This window comes from Enterococcus diestrammenae (assembly GCF_049384045.1).
GTDB classification, from domain to species: domain Bacteria; phylum Bacillota; class Bacilli; order Lactobacillales; family Enterococcaceae; genus Enterococcus_C; species Enterococcus_C diestrammenae.
In genome coordinates this window covers 21,323-38,956 of record NZ_JBMRGR010000019.1, presented here as the reverse complement: position 1 = coordinate 38,956, position 17,634 = coordinate 21,323, and the positions used below count along the sequence as shown (strand labels likewise).

Genomic DNA, 17,634 nt, shown 5'->3' with positions numbered 1-17,634 from the left:
AAGGACGCAGTCAAATAAGACTGTGAAAGGAAGCCTATAACAACGGGCTTCCTTCTTTTTTTATTTTATTTTTATTGGTAAAAGGGGCAACTAAGGGGCAACTTACAAACCTAAATCAGATAGCTTGTCCGTGATACTGGCACGCATCTTTTTGGTAACATGAGTATAGATTTTATTTGTGATGTCCGAGTCCTCGTGACCCACACGCTCCATGATCGCTGCAAGCTGTATGCCATTTTCTGCCAACAAGGATACATGTGTGTGGCGGAAGATGTGAGAAGTGAGAGTTTTGTGCTCCAGACCGATGCGTTTACCAGCACGACCAAGGGCTACGTTAAACGAGTTATACGGCATTGGCGTACCGTTTTTTGATACAAACAAGTATCCGCCTTTTAAATATCCGTCAATTGTAAGACTATCTAACTTAGTCTCATTCATTGTGCGCTCAACAAGTGCTGAACATCGTTGTGTTAAATCTATATCTCTAAAGCTGGTAGGTGTCTTCGGTGGTCCTTTTTTGGCTCTTCTAAAGCCGTTCTGGTAGTTAATCGTGCCGGTGATACATAGTACACCAAAATCATTTTTAAAGTCCTCTGGCGTTAATATGACGGCCTCACCTATCCGACAACCCGTTAAGTACATAAACTCCGCAAGCCTACCTACACGATATGTCGAGGGCCTGCGGTATAGTTCTTTGATCAAACGTTCGGCCTCGTCTTTTTCGAGGTACTTATTAGTAATTTTGTCTCGATCAGATTGCTCTTTTTTTCTGTATACGACTTGCACGTTTTCGAGCGGATTGCTATCTAAATACTCCAAACGGATAGCATAGCGGAAGGCCTGATTTAACTGAGATTTCATGCCACTAATATAATCGTTTGAGTAGTCTAAGCCGTCAAAAAATGTCTGAAACAACTGGATATCTGCATTTTTGATTAACGTCTCACCATCTATATGATCAAAAATGACTTTCTGCTGTGCGTTGTATGCGCTGATGGTGGAGGGGCGGATACCTTCTTTTTTCTTGTGGATAGGATACCACTCGTCAAACAGTTGTTTGAGTGTGAGATCCGTTTGTTTCTTTTGGCTCACTTTTCCAATTTTATCATCTAGCAACTTCTGCGCTTTCTTCTGTGCTTGTTTGCTGTCGCTGGTCAAGATTATCGACTTCCGCTTGTATTTCTCGGTGTACGGGTCCTTGTAGCGCTCAATATATTTAAACCTGCCGTCTGGCAATGTTTCCATCCACATTGTAATCAACTCCTATCATTGATATAATAGGCATAGCTAAATAAGCCTAGCCGTTTATTTGGTAGCACGCCTGTCTGTGGAGGAGGGGCGTGTTTTTTTTATTGCTCACTTTTAAGCGGTGTATCAATCGTTTTGCTGTCATCAAATGGTGTGTAGAAATAAATCACGCTAAAGCTATCATCATCTTTTAAAGAGTAGGTCATATCAAAAGAATATGATTCCCCTTTGTTTTCAAAATCACCAATAGTTGAGTACACGTTTTTATACTCAGTACCGTCATCTGCGTTTTCGTCATCCGGCATTTGATTTACTTTAAAATCATCGTCCGTTACGTCAACTTTCGCATCAGACAGGCCATAGTGTTCTTTTAATACCTTTTCTGCGATTACACCGGCGGTTGCTTTACTGTCATTTTCGGTGTTTTCTGCAGATTCTTCGCTACTTCCACACGCCCCTAAAACTAAAATACTACTCAAAACCAACAGTGACATTCCAAACTTTTTCATTAATTTCCCTCATTTCTTTGATATAATTATTTTGATATTAAATACTAACCCTAGCCGCAGCGCCAACTCCGACTGGGGTATTTTTTTATAGGTCAGCGCTCATCTTAAGTGCCTTACCTAAAATTCTTGCAGGATTATCTGGCGTTACTACATACGGATCGTACGATTGATTGTCTGGCATCAGCATCACCAAGCTTCCTTGGCGTTTGATACGCTTGAGAGTAGCTTCTGTGTCGCCATTAACTAGCACCGCTGCAATCTCGCCGTCCTCCACATCTGGCTGTTGTCTGATTAAGACATAGGCGCCGTTTGGAATAGTAGGGGCCATGCTATCACCTTTGCAATGGAGATAAAACAAATTGCCAGTCGGTAGTGTATCAGCAACTTCATCACGATAGCCTTGGATATTTTCCTCTGCTGTGATTGGGTCACCGCAAGCTATATCGCCGAGGACGGGAATGGAAACCAGTTGACTTACTTTTAACATTCCGTCAATCTGTTCTTCTGTAATCCTGGAACGCGGAACATTAAAGTAATCTGCTAAAGCTTGAATTTTATCAAGCCTTGGATATTTTTCACCGCTGAACCAACTTCTAACAGTCGCTTCTGCAAAACCAGTATCTCGTATCACATCAGCTTGTGTTTTTCTTTTTAATTCAAGCAACTCATTTAAGTTGTTTGCTAAAATTTCTCGCTGCTGTTGAGCTGTTGTTAATTGTTTCATACTACTTAATACCTCCTTTCGATGTATTAATCATATACCCAAAGTGAGGAAAAGTAAAGAAGAAAACGTAAACTTTTTTTACTTTAAGTGTTGACTTCGTACTTTTAGTGCGGTATAGTATAGACACAGACAAGGAAGCGAGGTGATATAAATGCCAGAGCAATTATCAATTTCGGCGTGGCGAGAAGAAAAAGGTTTAACCCAAGAAGCCCTAGCTCAAAAGCTTGGCGTCAACGAAAAGACGGTTAGTGAGTGGGAAAACAAAAAAGTGGCAGTTAAACCGATGCACATTTTTGCTATTGCTTATGTACTAAAAGTGGACGCGGATAGAATCCGTCCGTAATTTTTTTAATTTAAACCGCACTTTAAGTGCGGAGAGGAGGTTAACCAATGAAAACAGAAAACTGGAATGGTCACGAGATACGATTCGTCAATATTAATGATGAGTGGTGGGCAGTGGCGAAAGATGTTGCGGAAGCGTTAGGTTATCCAGAAACAAACGCTATGACAAAACGTTTAGAAAAAAGCGATTTGATGTCCGACAAATTGTCGGGTATGAACATGAAGTCGGTATTGGTTAATGAGTTTGGCATTTATGATGCTGTTTTCGGTAGTCATAAAAAAGAAGCTAAAGAATTTAAACGTTGGATTTTCGACATCATCAAAGAACTACGCCAGTCCACAGGGCTAGAAGGCTTCCAAGTGTTCCGAATGCTAGACAAGGAGCATCAGAAATCAGCTATGCAGAATCTAAAAAAGTCATTACGGAACCCAGTGCGAGTCGACTTTATCAAAGCGAACGTCATTGCGAATAAAGCCGTATCAAATAAGCACGGTTTCCCGAAAATGATTAAGAAGGCAGAGATGACGCCCGACATGTTGGTGGAGCGCCAAGAAATTTTAGATAGCACAGTAGAGCTTATGGGAATCAAAGATCGATATGGATTGAAGTTATCCGTAAGCGAAGAAATATATGCAAGTTTGGAACCGCAAGAGCAGACGGCGTAAGGAGGAATCAAAATGACTAGTCAACAGCAAGCAATTAAAAACGCACTAGCAGTAATGCTACCAGAAGAAACGGCTGAAATGCTGGCTGAGTTAAATGGTACAAAGCTGCAAGTTGTCTATCAGCTAATGTGTGAACAAGCCCAATACCACGGTGTAGCTGTGGAAGAACCAACTGCTAAAGACGTGCTGGAAAATCTAAGCGAGCTGGTACAAGCAGAATTTGAAACACCGATTACTATTGATGAGTTTCAAGATTTGGTTAGTACGCAAGTGTCGCAACTGATAGAAATTTTGGGACTTGACATTTAAAGGAGGCCTAACCATGCAACCAACATTAAAAGAGCTCATCCATAGCGTTGAGTCGAAACAAGTCGCTGCGGAGTGGGACCGTCCAGAAGAGCTGATGATACGGTTCAACGGCCTAAAAAAATCCACACTCTACGACTATCTGAAAGAAATGGATGATATCCCGGAATTTCGTGCGGGCATCATGCGACCGGGTGTGACGTTCATACACATTGGCACGTTTATCTGGTATCTGCGGTGGAAGGAAGCAAGCCGGTACCGGTCAAAGAAACCATCGCCAAGCGAGGTGCTGAAATGTACTGGCTAATCGGCAGCTTAGTAGTCGCGTTGATAGCAGCGGCGGCAATGATCGTGGAGAGGAGGTCTGATGAGTGAAAAAAGCATTTGATGCCATCGTAGTAATGACTACGCTGGCAATACTCGCCACGGTGATAGCTTTTCTGGCTACACAGTCACTAAAGGCTGCGATGATACTAACGTGGATGCCGGTCGCTTTCGGTGGGACTTACGTTATCGGCAAGGCGAAAGGGAGAAACTAATGATACGACATACTGGAATCGGGAGAGTAACCGAGATGGTTGGCTTTACCCGCAACTTAAAAACATCGGCCGCTCGGCAGTCCATCGAAAGTGATGTGGAAGAAGGCGATACCGTGCTGATCTATGACAACATCATCGGTATTGTAATCCGCAAGCTAAAGTGCAGTGCGGTAGTCGAGATTGACGACGGTGAACGCACGGTGATTAGTTTGGATTACATTAAAAAAACTGACTCCGCCAGCAAGCAATGAGTCAGTCAGGTAAAACTATTTGCCTGTATTTTACCACAGGAGGAGCAGAAATGAAAATCGAACGAGACCCATCCATCGAAACAAGATGGCTACTGATAGACGATTACGAGCCGTCAGGCATCATCGTTTTTGACATGACGGTATCGGACAGACAAGTAGCTGTTTTTCAAGATAGCGCTGATAAAGCACTGTCGATGGAATTTGATAGTTTGCAAGAATCCGCGCAATTTGATGCAGATGAATTAGTCAACGGGTTAATACTGCTGGCACAGATGATAAAGGAGGAAGCCAAATGAAGTTATACGATCTATCCGAAAAATACAGAGCGCTACTGGACATGGAAGAAGATATCGATCCAACTGTTTTCCATGACACGTTAGACAGCCTAGAAGATGCTATCGAAAACAAGGCCGAAGGGTATGCCATTGTTATCCGACAGTTTAAAGCCGATGTGAAAACGTTGAAAGACGAGGAAGACCGTCTCGAAAAACGTCGGCAAGCGATAGAAAAAAAAATCGGTATCATGCAAGAAAGTCTATACGAAGCCATGAAAAATACTGGCATCGATAAGATTAAGTCACCACGTTTTACTGTGTGGGTACAGAAGAATCCGGTGGCTGTTAGCATCACTAACGAGACGTTAATACCAAAAGGATACTACATTCCACAGTTGCCAAAGCTTGATAAGAAGCAACTTAAAGAAGATATGAAACACGGTGAAATTCCGGGTGTTGAACTTGTACAGACTGAGGGGGTGCGGATTAGATGAGTGAAAAGCAATTGATTTTGAAAGCAGAAAAAGTTTCGAAGGCTACTATGCCGGTGTTTATTGACATTGACCAGCACCAAAAATTGTTGGCCTTAAAAAGTGAAACAGGCATTCCGTTACGACGTTTGGTAGAAATGTTTATTGATTTCGGATTAGAAAACGTGGTGATTGAAGATGAAGATTGAACAATGGCGTCCTATTGATGGTTATGAAGGCTTGTATGAAATCAGCAATTTAGGGCGGATAAAAAGCACATATCGTCAAGGATGCACTACAAGCTTTCTAAAAATTTCCAATAACGGAAATGGATATATGATGGTTAGGCTTTGTAAAAACGGAAAAGCTAAAAAGTTTTTTCTGCACAGATTGTTGGCACAAGCCTTTATTAGCAACCCTGAAAACAAGCCTCAAATTAACCATATCAATGAAAATCCAAGCGATAATCGTTTGGAAAATCTTGAATGGGTGACACAAAAGGAAAACAACAATCACGGATTTCATAATCTAAACATGGCTATTTCTAAAATAAATGGCAAAGCAAGAAAAATTGTCCAATATGATTTAGAAGGAAACGAATTACGTCGTTTTGATTTTTTGAAGGAAGCAGCTCGCTTTGTTGGCGGTAACTCTATAAATATTAGCCGAGCGGCAAGAAACGTTATGAATAGGGAGACTGCTTACGGATATAAATGGAGGTATGAATAATGGTAAAGAAAATCAATGCCGAAAATTTATCTGTAAAAAGTGGAACATATATGATCTATGCTAACCCAGGTCTTGGAAAAACTTATTCTCTAGGATTTCTACCAGGTAAAACATTGATATTAGATGTGGATGGTTCCTCGTCTACATTAGCTAAGCATCCAAACAAGCAAAATATCGAAGTGTGGAGGCTAGATTCTTCTGATATTTGGCAAGAATGGATTGATACTATTTCAGATTTGGTCACTAATAAAGCAGTTTATGAAAAGAAGTTTGACAATATCTGTGTGGACAATATTTCTGAACTATTTAAAGCGCAATTAGAAGATTTAGGCAAGAAAGGTAAAAACAATGGTGTCCCGTCGCAAGCTGATTACCAAAGAACCGATTTTATGAATCTCAGAGGTTTAAGAGCTTTGAATAATTTGGATTGTCGAATCGTTCTTACTGCTTGGGAAACTACGGATACCTATACAGAATTAAACGGACAGTTTTTTACTCGATCCATGCCGGATATTAGATCAAAAATTCTAAACAACTTTCTTGGACTATGTGATGTGGTTGGAAGATTGGTAACAAAAAAAGATGAAGACGGCAAGGAGACACGAGGCCTAATATTACAGCCGAATCAAAGTGTTTATGCAAAAAATCGGCTAGATGAACGCAATGGATGTTTGGTAGAAGACCTAGTAAAAGAAGTAGGTGATGCCAATGGCGTACCAACTGAGACCGTACCAAAACAATCTGGTAAGTGATGCTAGAAAATATCTAGCACAAGGATTTAAAGGCGTGTTGATACAGTCGCCTCCAGGTAGTGGGAAGTCAGTAGTCATAGCGGAAATTACTCGCATGGCTGCGGAAAAAGGTGGATATGTGCTGTTTTTAGCCCACAGGAGAGAGTTGCTGGACAACATCCGGGAAACACTGGAAGAAAACGAAGTTAAGCTCTCGCAAGTGTTAATCTTGTCTGCGGTCATGGCGAAAAATCGCCTCCACACCATGCGAAAGCCAACGCTAATCGTAACGGATGAAGGACATCACGGGAAAGCAAAAACTTACAAAGCAATCTATGACCACTTTGCAGACGTACCGCGATTAGGTTTCACCGCCACGCCTTGGCGCATGAATGGTGATGGATTTACCGACATTTACGATCAGATGGTGGAAGGTCCAAGTATCCAATGGTTAATTGATAATCAATGTTTAGCGCCATACCGATGGTTTTCTATCCCACTTATTGACCGGGGAAAAGTGGACTTTAAAAACATGACACGAGAGGCCGAAAGCTCGGCAGCACTCTTTGAGTCTGACGCAACCATTCAAGGGGATATCGTGGGCAATTACCAAAAATACGCAGACGGCAAGCAAGCGATAGTCTATGCACCGACGATTGAGGTTAGTAAGTTAATCGTCAAATGGTTTAACGATGCTGGTATCTATGCGGTACATGCTGACGGTAAAACACCGATTAAACAGCGCGACCAGATTATGGCTGATTTTAAAGCTAAGAAAATCACTATCCTAAGCAACGTGGATTTAATCAGCGAGGGATTTAACGTGCCAGATGTGGGAGTTATTATCCTTTGTCGACCCACGCAGTCCATCGTATTGCACTTACAGCAGTCGATGAGAGGGATGCGTTATCGGCCGGATAAGGTATCTATCATCTTAGACCACGTAGGCAATGGTGCTAACTTAGGTCTGCCTGCTGATGAGTTTGAGTGGACGTTGTCTGCCAGAAATCGAAAATCATCTGGTAGCGAGGGCGGGCCACCGAGGATTACGTGTCCAACGTGTGGACAGCAGTTTTTATTAAAGAGTCTGCTAAAAATTGGCGATAAACCACACTGCCCGTTTTGTATGGCCGAGATCCAAAAACAGGAAAAAGAATCATCGGTCACGTTTGACGAGACAGTCAAAATGGTGGAGCTAACCACCGAACGGGCGCGGATTGCTAGACTGTCACGGAAGAAATTTTCTAAGACTGCCCCGCTGTCTGCAAATTATGAGATTGCGGAAGCGAAAGTAGAGGTAGCAGGTAAAGGCAATTCACTGTTTAAAATGTTTGGCTCACTGACTGCATGGTCAGGAAAAGAATTTAGTATAGCCGAGTTGGAAGACTTAGCAATCGAAAAAGAGTTATCAATGGAATCAATTTTAAGGGCCTATGAGTGGGCTGTTAAAAAGGCTACGGAAAAGCCGGCAGAACCGGAATGGTTTGCGAATAAAATATCTTAATAAAGCGAGGAAAACACAATGGGATTTAAAGTAAATTATGATGAAGCACAGGACTTTGGAGCGGTACCAGATGGAACTTACGAGGTAGTCATTTTTAACGCACGGGAAGACGTGACGCAAGGTGGTGCAGAAAACATCAACTTCGACATGATTATCCGTAACGATATTGATCAACCGCGAAAAAACAGCCACCTATTTCATAAACTCTGGAAAGCGAAAGCAACAGGTAAATACAACCGAGGCATGATTATGTATTTAGCGAAAACCTTTGGTTTGCAAGATGGTAAAGACTATGCAAGCTTTGAAGACTTCCTAAATGATTTTTCTGGCAAGGTAGCGAAAGTCCAAGTCAAAAACGAGCAGTCAGAATATAACGGAAAAACGTACGACAATACCAACATTAAAAAGTTTGAAACAAGTGCATTCCCACAGTTACAGCATGTTTGGAAAACAAATTCGAAAGAAGAAACGCCTGATTTTGGTCCTAGCAGCTCGATTGATGTCAGTGATGATGATCTTCCGTTTTAAGGCTAAGTTATAAATGACTTACGACAAAATTCCCTCCGAACTCCGTGAGTTAATCCAGTGGGGGATTTACAAGCGAGAGTGGGACGAAACCAGAAAAAAATGGAAAAAGAAACCGCACAATCCGTTTAATGGCAAATTAGCTAGTAGCACCGACGAGAGCACGTGGTCTGATTTTCAGACCGCTCTCGATGCTATTGGGAGATTTAAGGCAGACGGCCTAGCATTTTATTTTAAACCGCCATATATCGGGATTGATTTAGATGATATTGGCGATGACTTAGAACGGTACCTAAATGGAGATGTAGAAAGTAACATCGTTTATGTTTTTATGAATTCGACCAAGACATACTCGGAAATTTCTATGTCAGGCAAAGGCGTGCATATCATTGGAAAAGCGAAGATACCGGGTCCTAGACGACGAAAAGGAAACGTTGAAATGTACACCGATGGCCGGTTCTTTGCTATCACAGGAAATTTCTTTGGTAAAAATAACGAGATTAACGAGATACCAGAACCACAGATTAAATTCCTCTACCAGCGCTACTTAGATAGTGGCGAAGTAATTAATGGGAACTTTCAGCACGCTTGGCGAGACAGCAACGATTTATCCGTGCAAGAAATCATTGAGACAGCTACTGCTTCTGCCACAGGTCAGCGGTTCCGAATGTTTTTAGACGGTGGTTGGGAGAAAGCCTACTCTAGCCAATCAGAGGCAGACATGGCTTTTGCCAACGACTTAGCTTTCTGGACTGCCGGTGACTTCCAAAAAATGGACGAGATTTTCCGAATGTCGTCACTCATGCGCGATAAGTACGATCAAAAACGCGGCAAGACAACATACGGCATCGGGCTATTAAACAAGGCGGTTTCCGAAAGTACGAACCATTACACCGGAAAGAAGAAAGCAGACGATTACTTTCTGTCAATACCAGGCATTACCACGGATATCCCGAACGAACCAAAACGATACTACAGCTACGACGATACTGGAAATGCCGAACGGTTTTTAGATATCTTTGGCAGTCTATCCAAATACAGCTATGTCAATAAGTGCTGGTACTTTTATAACGGCAAAAATTGGGAACAAGACAACATCGGCGCTGTCCGAAAATGGATTGACCAGACGATTGAAATCTTTAAACAGGAACCCGTTAATGTGCCAAAAAGTACCAGTGAGGACGAGCTGAAAAAATATCTCGAAGCCAAAGAAAAACATCTGAAACGCTCCCGGAATAATGCCGGTAAAGAGGCCATGATGCGAGAGATAAAACACAATGTAGCAGTGCTACCGGAAGAATTTGACGGTGAAGACATGCTATTTAATGCACAGAACGGCTATGTGGATTTAGCAAGCGGGACCTTAAATAATCACGATATCACGAAGATGTTTACTAGGATATCAAACGCCGAGTATACGGATAAAGTGGACTGCCCGCGTTGGGAACTGTTTCTGGAACAGATTTTTGATGGTGACAGAGAGCTTATCCGTTACATCCAAAAAGCCGTTGGCTACTCCCTAACTGCATCAACCAAAGAGCAAGTTATGTTTATCCTCTATGGTAATGGCCGAAACGGGAAATCAGTATTTTTGGATATCGTCTCCGAGATCATGGGCACGTATGCGAAAAGTATGCAAGCCGATAGCTTGATGGTAAAAAAAGGCGGTAGCGGTGGACACAATGAGGATATCGCACGCCTCGATGGTGCACGAATGGTCACATCAAGCGAGCCAAATGAAGGCGTCCGGTTAGACGAAGGATTAATTAAGCAGCTAACCGGTGGCGATAGTGTTTCTGCCAGCTTTAAAGGCGGGCACGTGTTTGACTACAAGCCAAAATACAAACTTTGGTTAGCGACCAACCACAAGCCGATTATCCGGGGCAATGACGATGGTATCTGGCGACGTCTGCCACTGATACCGTTCACGGTGCAGATACCACTTGATAAAGTCGATAAAAATTTAACCGAAAAACTCCGCATCGAGCTACCAGGTATTTTTAACTGGGCCGTGGAAGGGTGCTTGATGTGGCAGAGAGAGGGATTAAAACCTCCCGCTGGTATCCAGCAAGCGACCATGGAGTATCGGAAAGAAATGGATGTTATCGGCGGATTTATCGAGGAATGCTGCACAACGGGTCCGGGATACGCGATTGGTGCGACTGATTTATTTAAGGCCTACGACAAGTGGGCAAGGGATATGAACGAGCACCCGTTTTCTCAAACGGTGTTTGGGAAGAAAATAGCAGATCGTTACGAAAAGAAAAAAAGTGATGGCCGAATGAGATACGTCGGAATTGATTTAAAAAAAGAGTTTCGAGAATTTAGTCTAAATGTTCCTGGTTTGTAAAACAGGGAGGGTAGGGATAGTTCAGGGAGGGTTTTGGAGTAACTGTCCCTGTACCTAAACCCTTGGTACTACTACCTTTTATACCTCTTTAGGGATAGTAGGGATAGTTATTACTAAGTAAGAGTAAATAATATAAATAGTAAATATATATAAATTACAGAAGCAACCACGAAAAATGGCTAAACCCTCCCTGAAATGGCAAGACGCTTAGAGCGACAAGGGATACAGAGTTTCTAAACTATCCCTGAACAGGGAGGGTTTGGGCTAGAAAGGGGTTTGATTTTATGGAAAGAGAAGAAATCCTAAAAAATAATCGAGCAAAGGAATTACGGGTAAAACATGGTTATTCTCTGAAAAAGTTACAAGAGAAAATTTATGAGGATAAGGGACCTGTAATTTCCACTTCCGCTTTACACAATTTTGAGACTAGAAAAACTGTGTTGTGGGAACTAGCAAGAGAAAAGATGGCAAGTCTATATGGAGTGTCTATTGATTATTTAGATGGTGCCGATCTATGACAGCAGAAATCGACATACAAAATGCAATCCGGCGAGAGTTGCCCAAGTATGGTCACTTTGTTTATCGGGGTAACGTCGGAAAAGTAAAAATGATGGACGGTCGCTGGTTTGATACAGGACTGCCTAAAGGATGGCCAGATTTATTTGGATGGACCAAAGAAGGAAAATTTTTCGCCATAGAAGTCAAAAACGAAAAAGGCAAGCTCCGTCCAGAACAGATTACGTTTGGCAATTTTTTAAAGAGTCAACCGGTGCTATACGGTGTGGCCCGTAGTGTGGAGGAGGCGCTGGCGATTGTCAACAATGGATAAAAAGCAAAAGCAATACCTACGCGTAAAAGTCTGCCGGCTGATGGACGCTGGGAGGACAGAAGAAGCAAGAAAACTTATGGATATCCTATGCGGTGTGGATGGAACGCATATTCGGCCTGATGACAAACGCCAACGCTGCGTGCGTGTAACGGATATAAACGGAAACATGGTCGAATATCGATCCGTCGCTATATGCGCGGAAGCAATGAAGGCCTCTGTCGCACTGATAAATAAAGCAATCCGCATCGGCACACCGGTGACAGGTAAGCTAAAAGGCTATGTGTTTGATGCCGACGAACCGAGCCATGGCAAACGTAGTACCAAAGCAAAAGCGATTAAGCCAAATGGCGAGGAACTGATGTTTGACAGTATCAGCATCATGGTTAGAGAGATTGGTGCTTGTGGGGGCACGGTGTATAAGTTTTTAAATCTAGGTACGCCAGTGATTGACGGGAAATTTGAAGGGTGGAGATTTGAAAGATGCAACTAAAAGTAAAACGACTAACAGATACGGCGGTACTGCCGATTAAGGCACATCCGACTGATGCGGGATTTGATATTTTTGCGGATGAAGAAAAAAATCTGTATAGAGGGCAAACAGTCTGCGTATCAACAGGCATTGCAATTGCTATCCCAGAAGGCTATTACGGGCGCTTGAAAGGTCGTAGCGGTCTTACATCTAAGACAGCCCTACGCGTGCAGGAAGGCACAATAGACAGCGATTATCGCGGAGAAATTAAAGTGATTTGCGATGTGCGAGACGCAATGCTATCCGATGATGTGTGGAATGATGAGTGTTATTTGGAAATTACCAAGGGTGCGAAAATTGCCCAGCTAATCATCCAGCCTCTCCCAACTGTGGAAGTTGAGGAAGTTGACGAGCTGGACGATACAGACCGCGGTGTTGGTGGCTTTGGGAGTACGGGTATCTAATGATCTGTGCAGAAAATGCACGAACTATTTCCATTTTGGAAAGAGTTGGAGGAGATAAGAGTGTTAGTAGATATTTTTACGGGTATTTTTGCTTTGATTTTAGCTCCAATCATATTCTTAACGTCATTCTGGATATGCAAAAAATACTGGATTCCGAATGCTAAAACGCTAAATGAGCATAGAGGGACTGAAAATCAATTGCCAACTGGCTATTGGATAGTATGGGCTAAAAATATGAAAGAAATATTTTTGGATTTTAGTTTGAGAGACCTATAAAAGTAGTGGGTGTTTTCAAAATGGAAAATACCATGAGGAGGGAAACTGATGAGATTTTTAGATTTATTTGCCGGCATCGGTGGTTTCCGTCTTGGAATGGAACAAGCAGGTCACGAATGTGTCGGTTTTTGTGAGATTGATAAATTTGCCAGAGAAAGCTATAAAGCGATACATGATACGACTAACGAGGTGGAAATGCATGACATCACAACAGTACCAGATGAATTTATTCGAGGAATCGGAAGTATCGACATTATCTGTGGAGGATTTCCGTGCCAGGCTTTCTCAATTGCAGGAAAAAGACGAGGTTTCCAAGATACTCGAGGAACTCTTTTCTTTGAACTTGCAAGGTTCGCATCTATTCTCAGACCACGCTATTTATTCCTTGAGAACGTCAAAGGATTACTCAATCACGAAGGAGGGGCTACGTTCGAGACAATCCTCAGAGCCTTGGATGAACTTGGGTATGATGCGGAATGGGAAGTGCATAACTCTAAAGACTACGTTCCACAAAACAGGGAGCGAGTTTTCATTGTCGGACATCTTAGAGGAGAACGTACCGAGCAAGTATTTCCTTTCGAAAGAGAAAACAGAGCGACTGCTGAAAACTATATAAGACCCATTAATGATTCTAAAAAAACAAGAGAGTCGCTGAACTTTGATAGTACAAATAGATTTTATGATATATCAGGAATAGCCCCTTGTTTAAATACAATGCAAGGGGGAGATAGGGAGCCAAAGATTGCAGTTGTTGGAAATATTAATCCAAGCGGTCGAGGAATGAATGGAGAGGTCTATTCGAGTAAAGGTTTGTCTCCAACTCTTACTACAAATAAAGGTGATGGTAACAAAATTGTCATACCAATTTCCGATGTTGATCGAGTAAATAAAAATCAAAATGGACGACGGTTCAAGGAAAATGGAGATGAAATGTTTACACTAACGACCATTGGCTGCCATGGCGTAGGGATTATCCAACGTCCGCGTGGATATAACGCTGGTGGGCTGCATGAAATTGCTCCAACTATGTCAGCGAATAGTTGGCATGAGAATAATATGTTGCAGACTGGATTCGCAATTCGCAAACTGACACCTCGAGAGTGCTGGCGATTACAAGGCTTTCCAGATTGGGCCTTTGACCGAGCGGAAAAAGTAAATAGTGATAGTCAGTTATATAAACAGGCCGGAAATTCTGTGACGGTACCAGTAATTTACGATATTGCAAGAAGATTAGTTTGAGGAGGACCAAAAATGAACAAGCGAGAAGCGATCTTACTTTTAGAGAAGAAGCGCGATAAAGCAATCGGTGACATGAGCTTTTTCGGCGAAGGAAGCAGAAAAGGTTTGATGAATGAAATCCGAGTGAATACTTATGATATTGCCATTAACACACTGGAGCAGATTGACGAACCGCAAGCCGAGAAGGTGGAAGTGCCTGATTTTGTGGCGGAGTGGCTAAAAACTAATAAGTATTCAAGTGACATATATGACCTATTTCAAAATGTAGAATATGCCACCGATGCAGATGGGTTTATTCCAGAAAGCTGGAAACGTTGTGAAGAGTTTTATGACTGGATAAGTCAAGATTCCGATACACTTTATATTTTGTCTGATGCTATTAGATACGGCTACACCGTCAAGCCGAAGCGGTGGGTGGTTAAAGCGAATAATTTTGGTATATATTTCACAAGTTTTCGACCTGAAACACTATCGGGTATTTTCGGGACTAAAAAATGCGCTAAGGCATTCACCGACCGTGCCAAAGCCGAAGCAGTAGCGACCTTGATTGATGGGAGTGTGGAGGAGGTATGAGCCCTAGCGAAGTTGTCAATCAAGAAATAGAAGGTGTTAAGCAAAACATCGACATCTTGGGAACGCCTAAGTTTTATCAGTTTAAAAAACACAGTGCCCTGCGATATTGGAAAGGCCAATTCGATGCCATGATGAGACTGCGACATTTGTTTCAAGTGGAAGAGTTAAAAAAGATTGAGGAGGTAGCGGAATGAACCTAGCTTGGATGGCAGAAATGTTTAACAAGGAAATCGATGAATTAAACAGGACTATTGAACACCTCAAAAGCATCGGTGTTTACGATGAAAAAGTCCAAGATGAGATGGTTGCCAAAGGTATTTTGGGAGCGCGAGAGCAGATTAAATTTTTGAAAGGAAAATATTTGAGTGAGGAGGTCCCAAAATGACCAAGTGGATAGTATCGGCGCCAATAGCAAACAGCGACTTGTCAATGAATTTTGTCTGCTATAACGTGGACGAGTTGGAGGATTTGCTGGCAGAGTTTCCGAACGCAGATGTGGAGGAGGTGGGCGAGAATAGTGTTCGCTACTCGCTAGAAGAGGCGAAAGAAATCATAAAACAGATTAAGGGAGCGACAGTCTCTCCCTCTCTCACCGACGATCAGCAGGTCGTGTTGGAGTGGTTGAAGAAAAAAATGACAATAACTGATATAGAGCCTATTGAATTAATTTGGCGCCTTAGAGTTAACTCAACTAAAGAGGGTTATCGAGATATGCCAGTTTATAAGAGCTACAGATATATGACTAAAGCCGGACAATTCCAAGTCCTCGCTGCGTTTGCGGAATGGGGGTGCAACCAATGCTAATTAGCGATGTGGAAACGTTAGAAGATATCAGAATAGTAAATATGTTGTTAATACGAGTGTATGACCGATCAATGGACGTTATCGGCAGAGAATCGTATATCACAAAGCGAGTTGAGGATGCGCTGGATGCCACGAATAAGATTCTGGATTTGCTAGACGAGGAAGAAGAATGACACATGACCAGCAAACAATACTAAACATGCTGAAAGATGGCGCAGAACGGCGCCCGAAAGAGATTATAAGCATGCTCGTAGAAAGCATGTACATGAGCGAGAGCGAAGCATTTGACAGATTGAGTAGTAAACAGGCGAGAGAAGTGCTTGTGGCGTTTATTAGTGGCAAGGAGGACTAAGAATGATACCGAAGTTTAGAGCGTGGGATAAGGAAGAACTATGTTGGATAAATATAGCAACATTGAATTTTGATGGAGAGTTCTGGTACCTAGCGCCTGCGATGGATGACTTTAATCCAGTCTATTACGAAAGTGAATTAGGCGAAACATGGGAACTCATGCAATCCACTGGCTTGAAAGACAAAAATGGCGTGGAGATTTTTGAAGGGGATATTGTATTAGCTAATGGAGTACAAGTAACTGTCTCGTTTGGCGAACAAAAATACGAAGAAAATTATGGCGACGAAACTTACTATATTGGTTTTAATGTTTTTACCAAAATGGGCTACGGGATGCTCATACCTGTTAAATATGAAGTCTTGGGCAACATCCACGAAAACCCCGAACTGTTAAGCTAGGGAATCGAGTGAGGGAGGAAGAAAATGAAATACACAGTAGCGTTATCCCAAGCGGATATCCAAAGCATTATTAACGGCAGGGAAGTCAATGTCGTTTTGCCGAACGGGCAAAAGTTGGTTATCCGTCAAAGCTATGTATTAGACGCAACAGCGCCGTTGTTAAACGACGAGTACAATGTGCAGAGCAAGACCGCAGAACGGAATAGGGACATAGCCAGAGATTATTATAGAGATATGCTAAAGGATATTTATCAAGGAGGAGCAAGATGAACGAGTATGAAGAAGCAAAAGAAGTTGCCATTAAATCATGGGGCTGTTTGTGGGGAATAGCCCTCATAGTATTTTCCATGGCCCTAAGTGGATTTGTAACCATGAAGCTGTGGAACGGACTAATCGTGCCAACGTTTGGATTTGCCACACTGAACTACTGGCAGGCATTTGGTTTAGATCTATTCATTAGCTTTCTGACCGCCAAAATTGGAAATAAGAATGATGGGTACGAGGACAATCAGAGAGCGTATGTGTCTATCATTGCTACATTACTATTTTGGGGCCTTGGGTCGATTGCAATGATGTTTATTTAAAAATTTTAGGAGGCAGGCAGGTTGGACTTAGAAAAATGGCGCTTTGAGCGTGTGAAACAAGTATTGCGTGATTATCCGGAGTACGATCTAAAGATAGCTAAGATTGAGGAATCTATCCGCTACCCACACAAGCCGGATGATTACGCATCAGACAGACGGGGGACTAAGACCACGCCTGAGACAGCCACAGAGACACTGTGGACGATACAAACGCATGATGCGATTAATCAGTTTAGACACAACCAAAAGGTCGTGAGCGAGCTATTAGAGGAGTGTGGATTAGATACAGAAACGATTATCCGCGAGCTGTACATGCGGAAGTTCCCACGATACACCATGCAGGGACTGGTGCAGGAACAAAAGATAAAGTGTGGAAGAGATAAGGCGTTTAAACTTCGGAACCGGTTCTTTGAGGAGTTAGACAAAGCGCTTTAAATTCGGACGAAATTCGGACGCACGGACCTTTAAATCGTTATA

The 17,634-nt window shown here is 42.4% G+C and carries 32 protein-coding genes; 29 read left to right on the top strand and 3 right to left on the bottom strand.

What is annotated here, in order from left to right; all coding sequences use genetic code 11:
• Positions 1-102: 102 nt before the first annotated feature.
• The 3 genes from ACO03U_RS11775 to ACO03U_RS11765 all read right to left on the bottom strand — a co-directional run bounded on the left by ACO03U_RS11775 (position 103) and on the right by ACO03U_RS11765 (position 2,481).
• Entirely contained in the window at positions 103-1,251 is a 1,149-nt protein-coding gene (locus tag ACO03U_RS11775) for a tyrosine-type recombinase/integrase (protein WP_204687191.1), read from the bottom strand.
• Positions 1,252-1,349: 98 nt separating this feature from the next.
• Positions 1,350-1,757: a hypothetical protein gene (locus tag ACO03U_RS11770; protein ID WP_204687192.1), complete on the bottom strand. Its 408-nt coding sequence runs from the start codon at positions 1,755-1,757 to the stop codon at positions 1,350-1,352.
• Between the two features lie 85 nt (positions 1,758-1,842).
• A complete protein-coding gene (locus tag ACO03U_RS11765) occupies positions 1,843-2,481 on the bottom strand; it encodes a LexA family protein (RefSeq protein ID WP_204687193.1) in 639 nt (212 codons plus the stop codon).
• Between the two features lie 151 nt (positions 2,482-2,632).
• Between ACO03U_RS11765 and ACO03U_RS11760 the strand changes: the two genes are divergently transcribed.
• The 29 genes from ACO03U_RS11760 to ACO03U_RS11620 all read left to right on the top strand — a co-directional run bounded on the left by ACO03U_RS11760 (position 2,633) and on the right by ACO03U_RS11620 (position 17,592).
• On the top strand, positions 2,633-2,824 hold the full coding sequence (locus tag ACO03U_RS11760) for a helix-turn-helix transcriptional regulator (protein WP_161526482.1): 192 nt from the start codon (positions 2,633-2,635) through the stop codon (positions 2,822-2,824).
• Between the two features lie 47 nt (positions 2,825-2,871).
• Positions 2,872-3,489 carry a BRO-N domain-containing protein gene (locus tag ACO03U_RS11755; RefSeq protein WP_204687194.1) on the top strand — a complete coding sequence of 206 codons (618 nt, stop codon included), beginning with the start codon at positions 2,872-2,874 and terminating at the stop codon, positions 3,487-3,489.
• Between the two features lie 12 nt (positions 3,490-3,501).
• Positions 3,502-3,798 carry a hypothetical protein gene (locus tag ACO03U_RS11750; RefSeq protein ID WP_204687195.1) on the top strand — a complete coding sequence of 99 codons (297 nt, stop codon included), beginning with the start codon at positions 3,502-3,504 and terminating at the stop codon, positions 3,796-3,798.
• A gap of 13 nt (positions 3,799-3,811) precedes the next feature.
• Positions 3,812-4,102 carry a hypothetical protein gene (locus tag ACO03U_RS11745; protein ID WP_204687196.1) on the top strand — a complete coding sequence of 97 codons (291 nt, stop codon included), beginning with the start codon at positions 3,812-3,814 and terminating at the stop codon, positions 4,100-4,102.
• 64 nt (positions 4,103-4,166) lie between these two features.
• On the top strand, positions 4,167-4,334 hold the full coding sequence (locus ACO03U_RS11740) for a hypothetical protein (RefSeq protein ID WP_204687197.1): 168 nt from the start codon (positions 4,167-4,169) through the stop codon (positions 4,332-4,334).
• A complete protein-coding gene (locus ACO03U_RS11735; protein WP_204687198.1) occupies positions 4,334-4,585 on the top strand; it encodes a hypothetical protein in 252 nt (83 codons plus the stop codon). Before ACO03U_RS11740 ends, ACO03U_RS11735 begins: the two co-directional genes overlap by 1 nt.
• A 50-nt stretch (positions 4,586-4,635) precedes the next feature.
• Positions 4,636-4,881, top strand: a complete 246-nt coding sequence (locus tag ACO03U_RS11730) for a hypothetical protein (RefSeq protein ID WP_204687199.1) — start codon at positions 4,636-4,638, stop codon at positions 4,879-4,881.
• On the top strand, positions 4,878-5,354 hold the full coding sequence (locus ACO03U_RS11725; RefSeq protein ID WP_204687200.1) for a siphovirus Gp157 family protein: 477 nt from the start codon (positions 4,878-4,880) through the stop codon (positions 5,352-5,354). Before ACO03U_RS11730 ends, ACO03U_RS11725 begins: the two co-directional genes overlap by 4 nt.
• Entirely contained in the window at positions 5,351-5,539 is a 189-nt protein-coding gene (locus ACO03U_RS11720) for a hypothetical protein (RefSeq protein ID WP_204687201.1), read from the top strand. Before ACO03U_RS11725 ends, ACO03U_RS11720 begins: the two co-directional genes overlap by 4 nt.
• Entirely contained in the window at positions 5,529-6,059 is a 531-nt protein-coding gene (locus ACO03U_RS11715; RefSeq protein WP_204687202.1) for an NUMOD4 domain-containing protein, read from the top strand. The genes ACO03U_RS11720 and ACO03U_RS11715 overlap by 11 nt, the downstream gene beginning before the upstream one ends.
• A complete protein-coding gene (locus ACO03U_RS11710) occupies positions 6,059-6,811 on the top strand; it encodes an AAA family ATPase (protein WP_204687203.1) in 753 nt (250 codons plus the stop codon). The genes ACO03U_RS11715 and ACO03U_RS11710 overlap by 1 nt, the downstream gene beginning before the upstream one ends.
• Positions 6,768-8,294 (top strand): DEAD/DEAH box helicase, encoded by a 1,527-nt coding sequence (locus tag ACO03U_RS11705; RefSeq protein ID WP_204687204.1) that lies wholly within the window; start codon positions 6,768-6,770, stop codon positions 8,292-8,294. Before ACO03U_RS11710 ends, ACO03U_RS11705 begins: the two co-directional genes overlap by 44 nt.
• 18 nt (positions 8,295-8,312) lie before the next feature.
• A complete protein-coding gene (locus tag ACO03U_RS11700) occupies positions 8,313-8,822 on the top strand; it encodes a DUF669 domain-containing protein (RefSeq protein ID WP_204687205.1) in 510 nt (169 codons plus the stop codon).
• A 13-nt stretch (positions 8,823-8,835) separates the two neighbouring features.
• Positions 8,836-11,169 (top strand): phage/plasmid primase, P4 family, encoded by a 2,334-nt coding sequence (locus ACO03U_RS11695; protein WP_204687206.1) that lies wholly within the window; start codon positions 8,836-8,838, stop codon positions 11,167-11,169.
• A 284-nt stretch (positions 11,170-11,453) separates the two neighbouring features.
• Positions 11,454-11,687: a helix-turn-helix domain-containing protein gene (locus ACO03U_RS11690; protein WP_204687207.1), complete on the top strand. Its 234-nt coding sequence runs from the start codon at positions 11,454-11,456 to the stop codon at positions 11,685-11,687.
• On the top strand, positions 11,684-11,998 hold the full coding sequence (locus ACO03U_RS11685; protein WP_204687208.1) for a VRR-NUC domain-containing protein: 315 nt from the start codon (positions 11,684-11,686) through the stop codon (positions 11,996-11,998). The genes ACO03U_RS11690 and ACO03U_RS11685 overlap by 4 nt, the downstream gene beginning before the upstream one ends.
• The gene (locus tag ACO03U_RS11680) at positions 11,982-12,488 is read left to right on the top strand and encodes a hypothetical protein (RefSeq protein WP_204687209.1); all 507 of its coding nucleotides are present in this window, start codon (positions 11,982-11,984) and stop codon (positions 12,486-12,488) included. The genes ACO03U_RS11685 and ACO03U_RS11680 overlap by 17 nt, the downstream gene beginning before the upstream one ends.
• On the top strand, positions 12,479-12,931 hold the full coding sequence (gene dut / locus ACO03U_RS11675) for a dUTP diphosphatase (protein WP_204687210.1): 453 nt from the start codon (positions 12,479-12,481) through the stop codon (positions 12,929-12,931). The genes ACO03U_RS11680 and dut overlap by 10 nt, the downstream gene beginning before the upstream one ends.
• 60 nt (positions 12,932-12,991) lie before the next feature.
• A complete protein-coding gene (locus ACO03U_RS11670; protein ID WP_204687211.1) occupies positions 12,992-13,207 on the top strand; it encodes a hypothetical protein in 216 nt (71 codons plus the stop codon).
• Positions 13,208-13,255: 48 nt separating this feature from the next.
• Complete coding sequence (locus tag ACO03U_RS11665; RefSeq protein ID WP_204687212.1) at positions 13,256-14,446, top strand: DNA cytosine methyltransferase; 1,191 nt, start codon at positions 13,256-13,258, stop codon at positions 14,444-14,446.
• Positions 14,447-14,458: 12 nt separating this feature from the next.
• Positions 14,459-15,019 (top strand): DUF1642 domain-containing protein, encoded by a 561-nt coding sequence (locus ACO03U_RS11660; RefSeq protein WP_204687213.1) that lies wholly within the window; start codon positions 14,459-14,461, stop codon positions 15,017-15,019.
• On the top strand, positions 15,016-15,213 hold the full coding sequence (locus ACO03U_RS11655; protein WP_204687214.1) for a hypothetical protein: 198 nt from the start codon (positions 15,016-15,018) through the stop codon (positions 15,211-15,213). Before ACO03U_RS11660 ends, ACO03U_RS11655 begins: the two co-directional genes overlap by 4 nt.
• Complete coding sequence (locus ACO03U_RS11650) at positions 15,210-15,404, top strand: hypothetical protein (protein WP_204687215.1); 195 nt, start codon at positions 15,210-15,212, stop codon at positions 15,402-15,404. Before ACO03U_RS11655 ends, ACO03U_RS11650 begins: the two co-directional genes overlap by 4 nt.
• Positions 15,401-15,823 carry a hypothetical protein gene (locus tag ACO03U_RS11645; protein ID WP_204687216.1) on the top strand — a complete coding sequence of 141 codons (423 nt, stop codon included), beginning with the start codon at positions 15,401-15,403 and terminating at the stop codon, positions 15,821-15,823. The genes ACO03U_RS11650 and ACO03U_RS11645 overlap by 4 nt, the downstream gene beginning before the upstream one ends.
• 169 nt (positions 15,824-15,992) lie before the next feature.
• The gene (locus ACO03U_RS11640) at positions 15,993-16,175 is read left to right on the top strand and encodes a hypothetical protein (RefSeq protein ID WP_204687217.1); all 183 of its coding nucleotides are present in this window, start codon (positions 15,993-15,995) and stop codon (positions 16,173-16,175) included.
• A 2-nt stretch (positions 16,176-16,177) separates the two neighbouring features.
• Positions 16,178-16,573, top strand: coding sequence for a YopX family protein (locus ACO03U_RS11635; protein WP_204687218.1), 396 nt, complete (start codon positions 16,178-16,180; stop codon positions 16,571-16,573).
• A 24-nt stretch (positions 16,574-16,597) separates the two neighbouring features.
• On the top strand, positions 16,598-16,843 hold the full coding sequence (locus tag ACO03U_RS11630) for a hypothetical protein (protein ID WP_204687219.1): 246 nt from the start codon (positions 16,598-16,600) through the stop codon (positions 16,841-16,843).
• Positions 16,840-17,157 (top strand): hypothetical protein, encoded by a 318-nt coding sequence (locus ACO03U_RS11625; RefSeq protein ID WP_423104825.1) that lies wholly within the window; start codon positions 16,840-16,842, stop codon positions 17,155-17,157. Before ACO03U_RS11630 ends, ACO03U_RS11625 begins: the two co-directional genes overlap by 4 nt.
• A gap of 21 nt (positions 17,158-17,178) precedes the next feature.
• Positions 17,179-17,592, top strand: a complete 414-nt coding sequence (locus tag ACO03U_RS11620) for an integrase (RefSeq protein ID WP_204687220.1) — start codon at positions 17,179-17,181, stop codon at positions 17,590-17,592.
• The last annotated feature ends 42 nt before the right edge of the window (positions 17,593-17,634 follow it).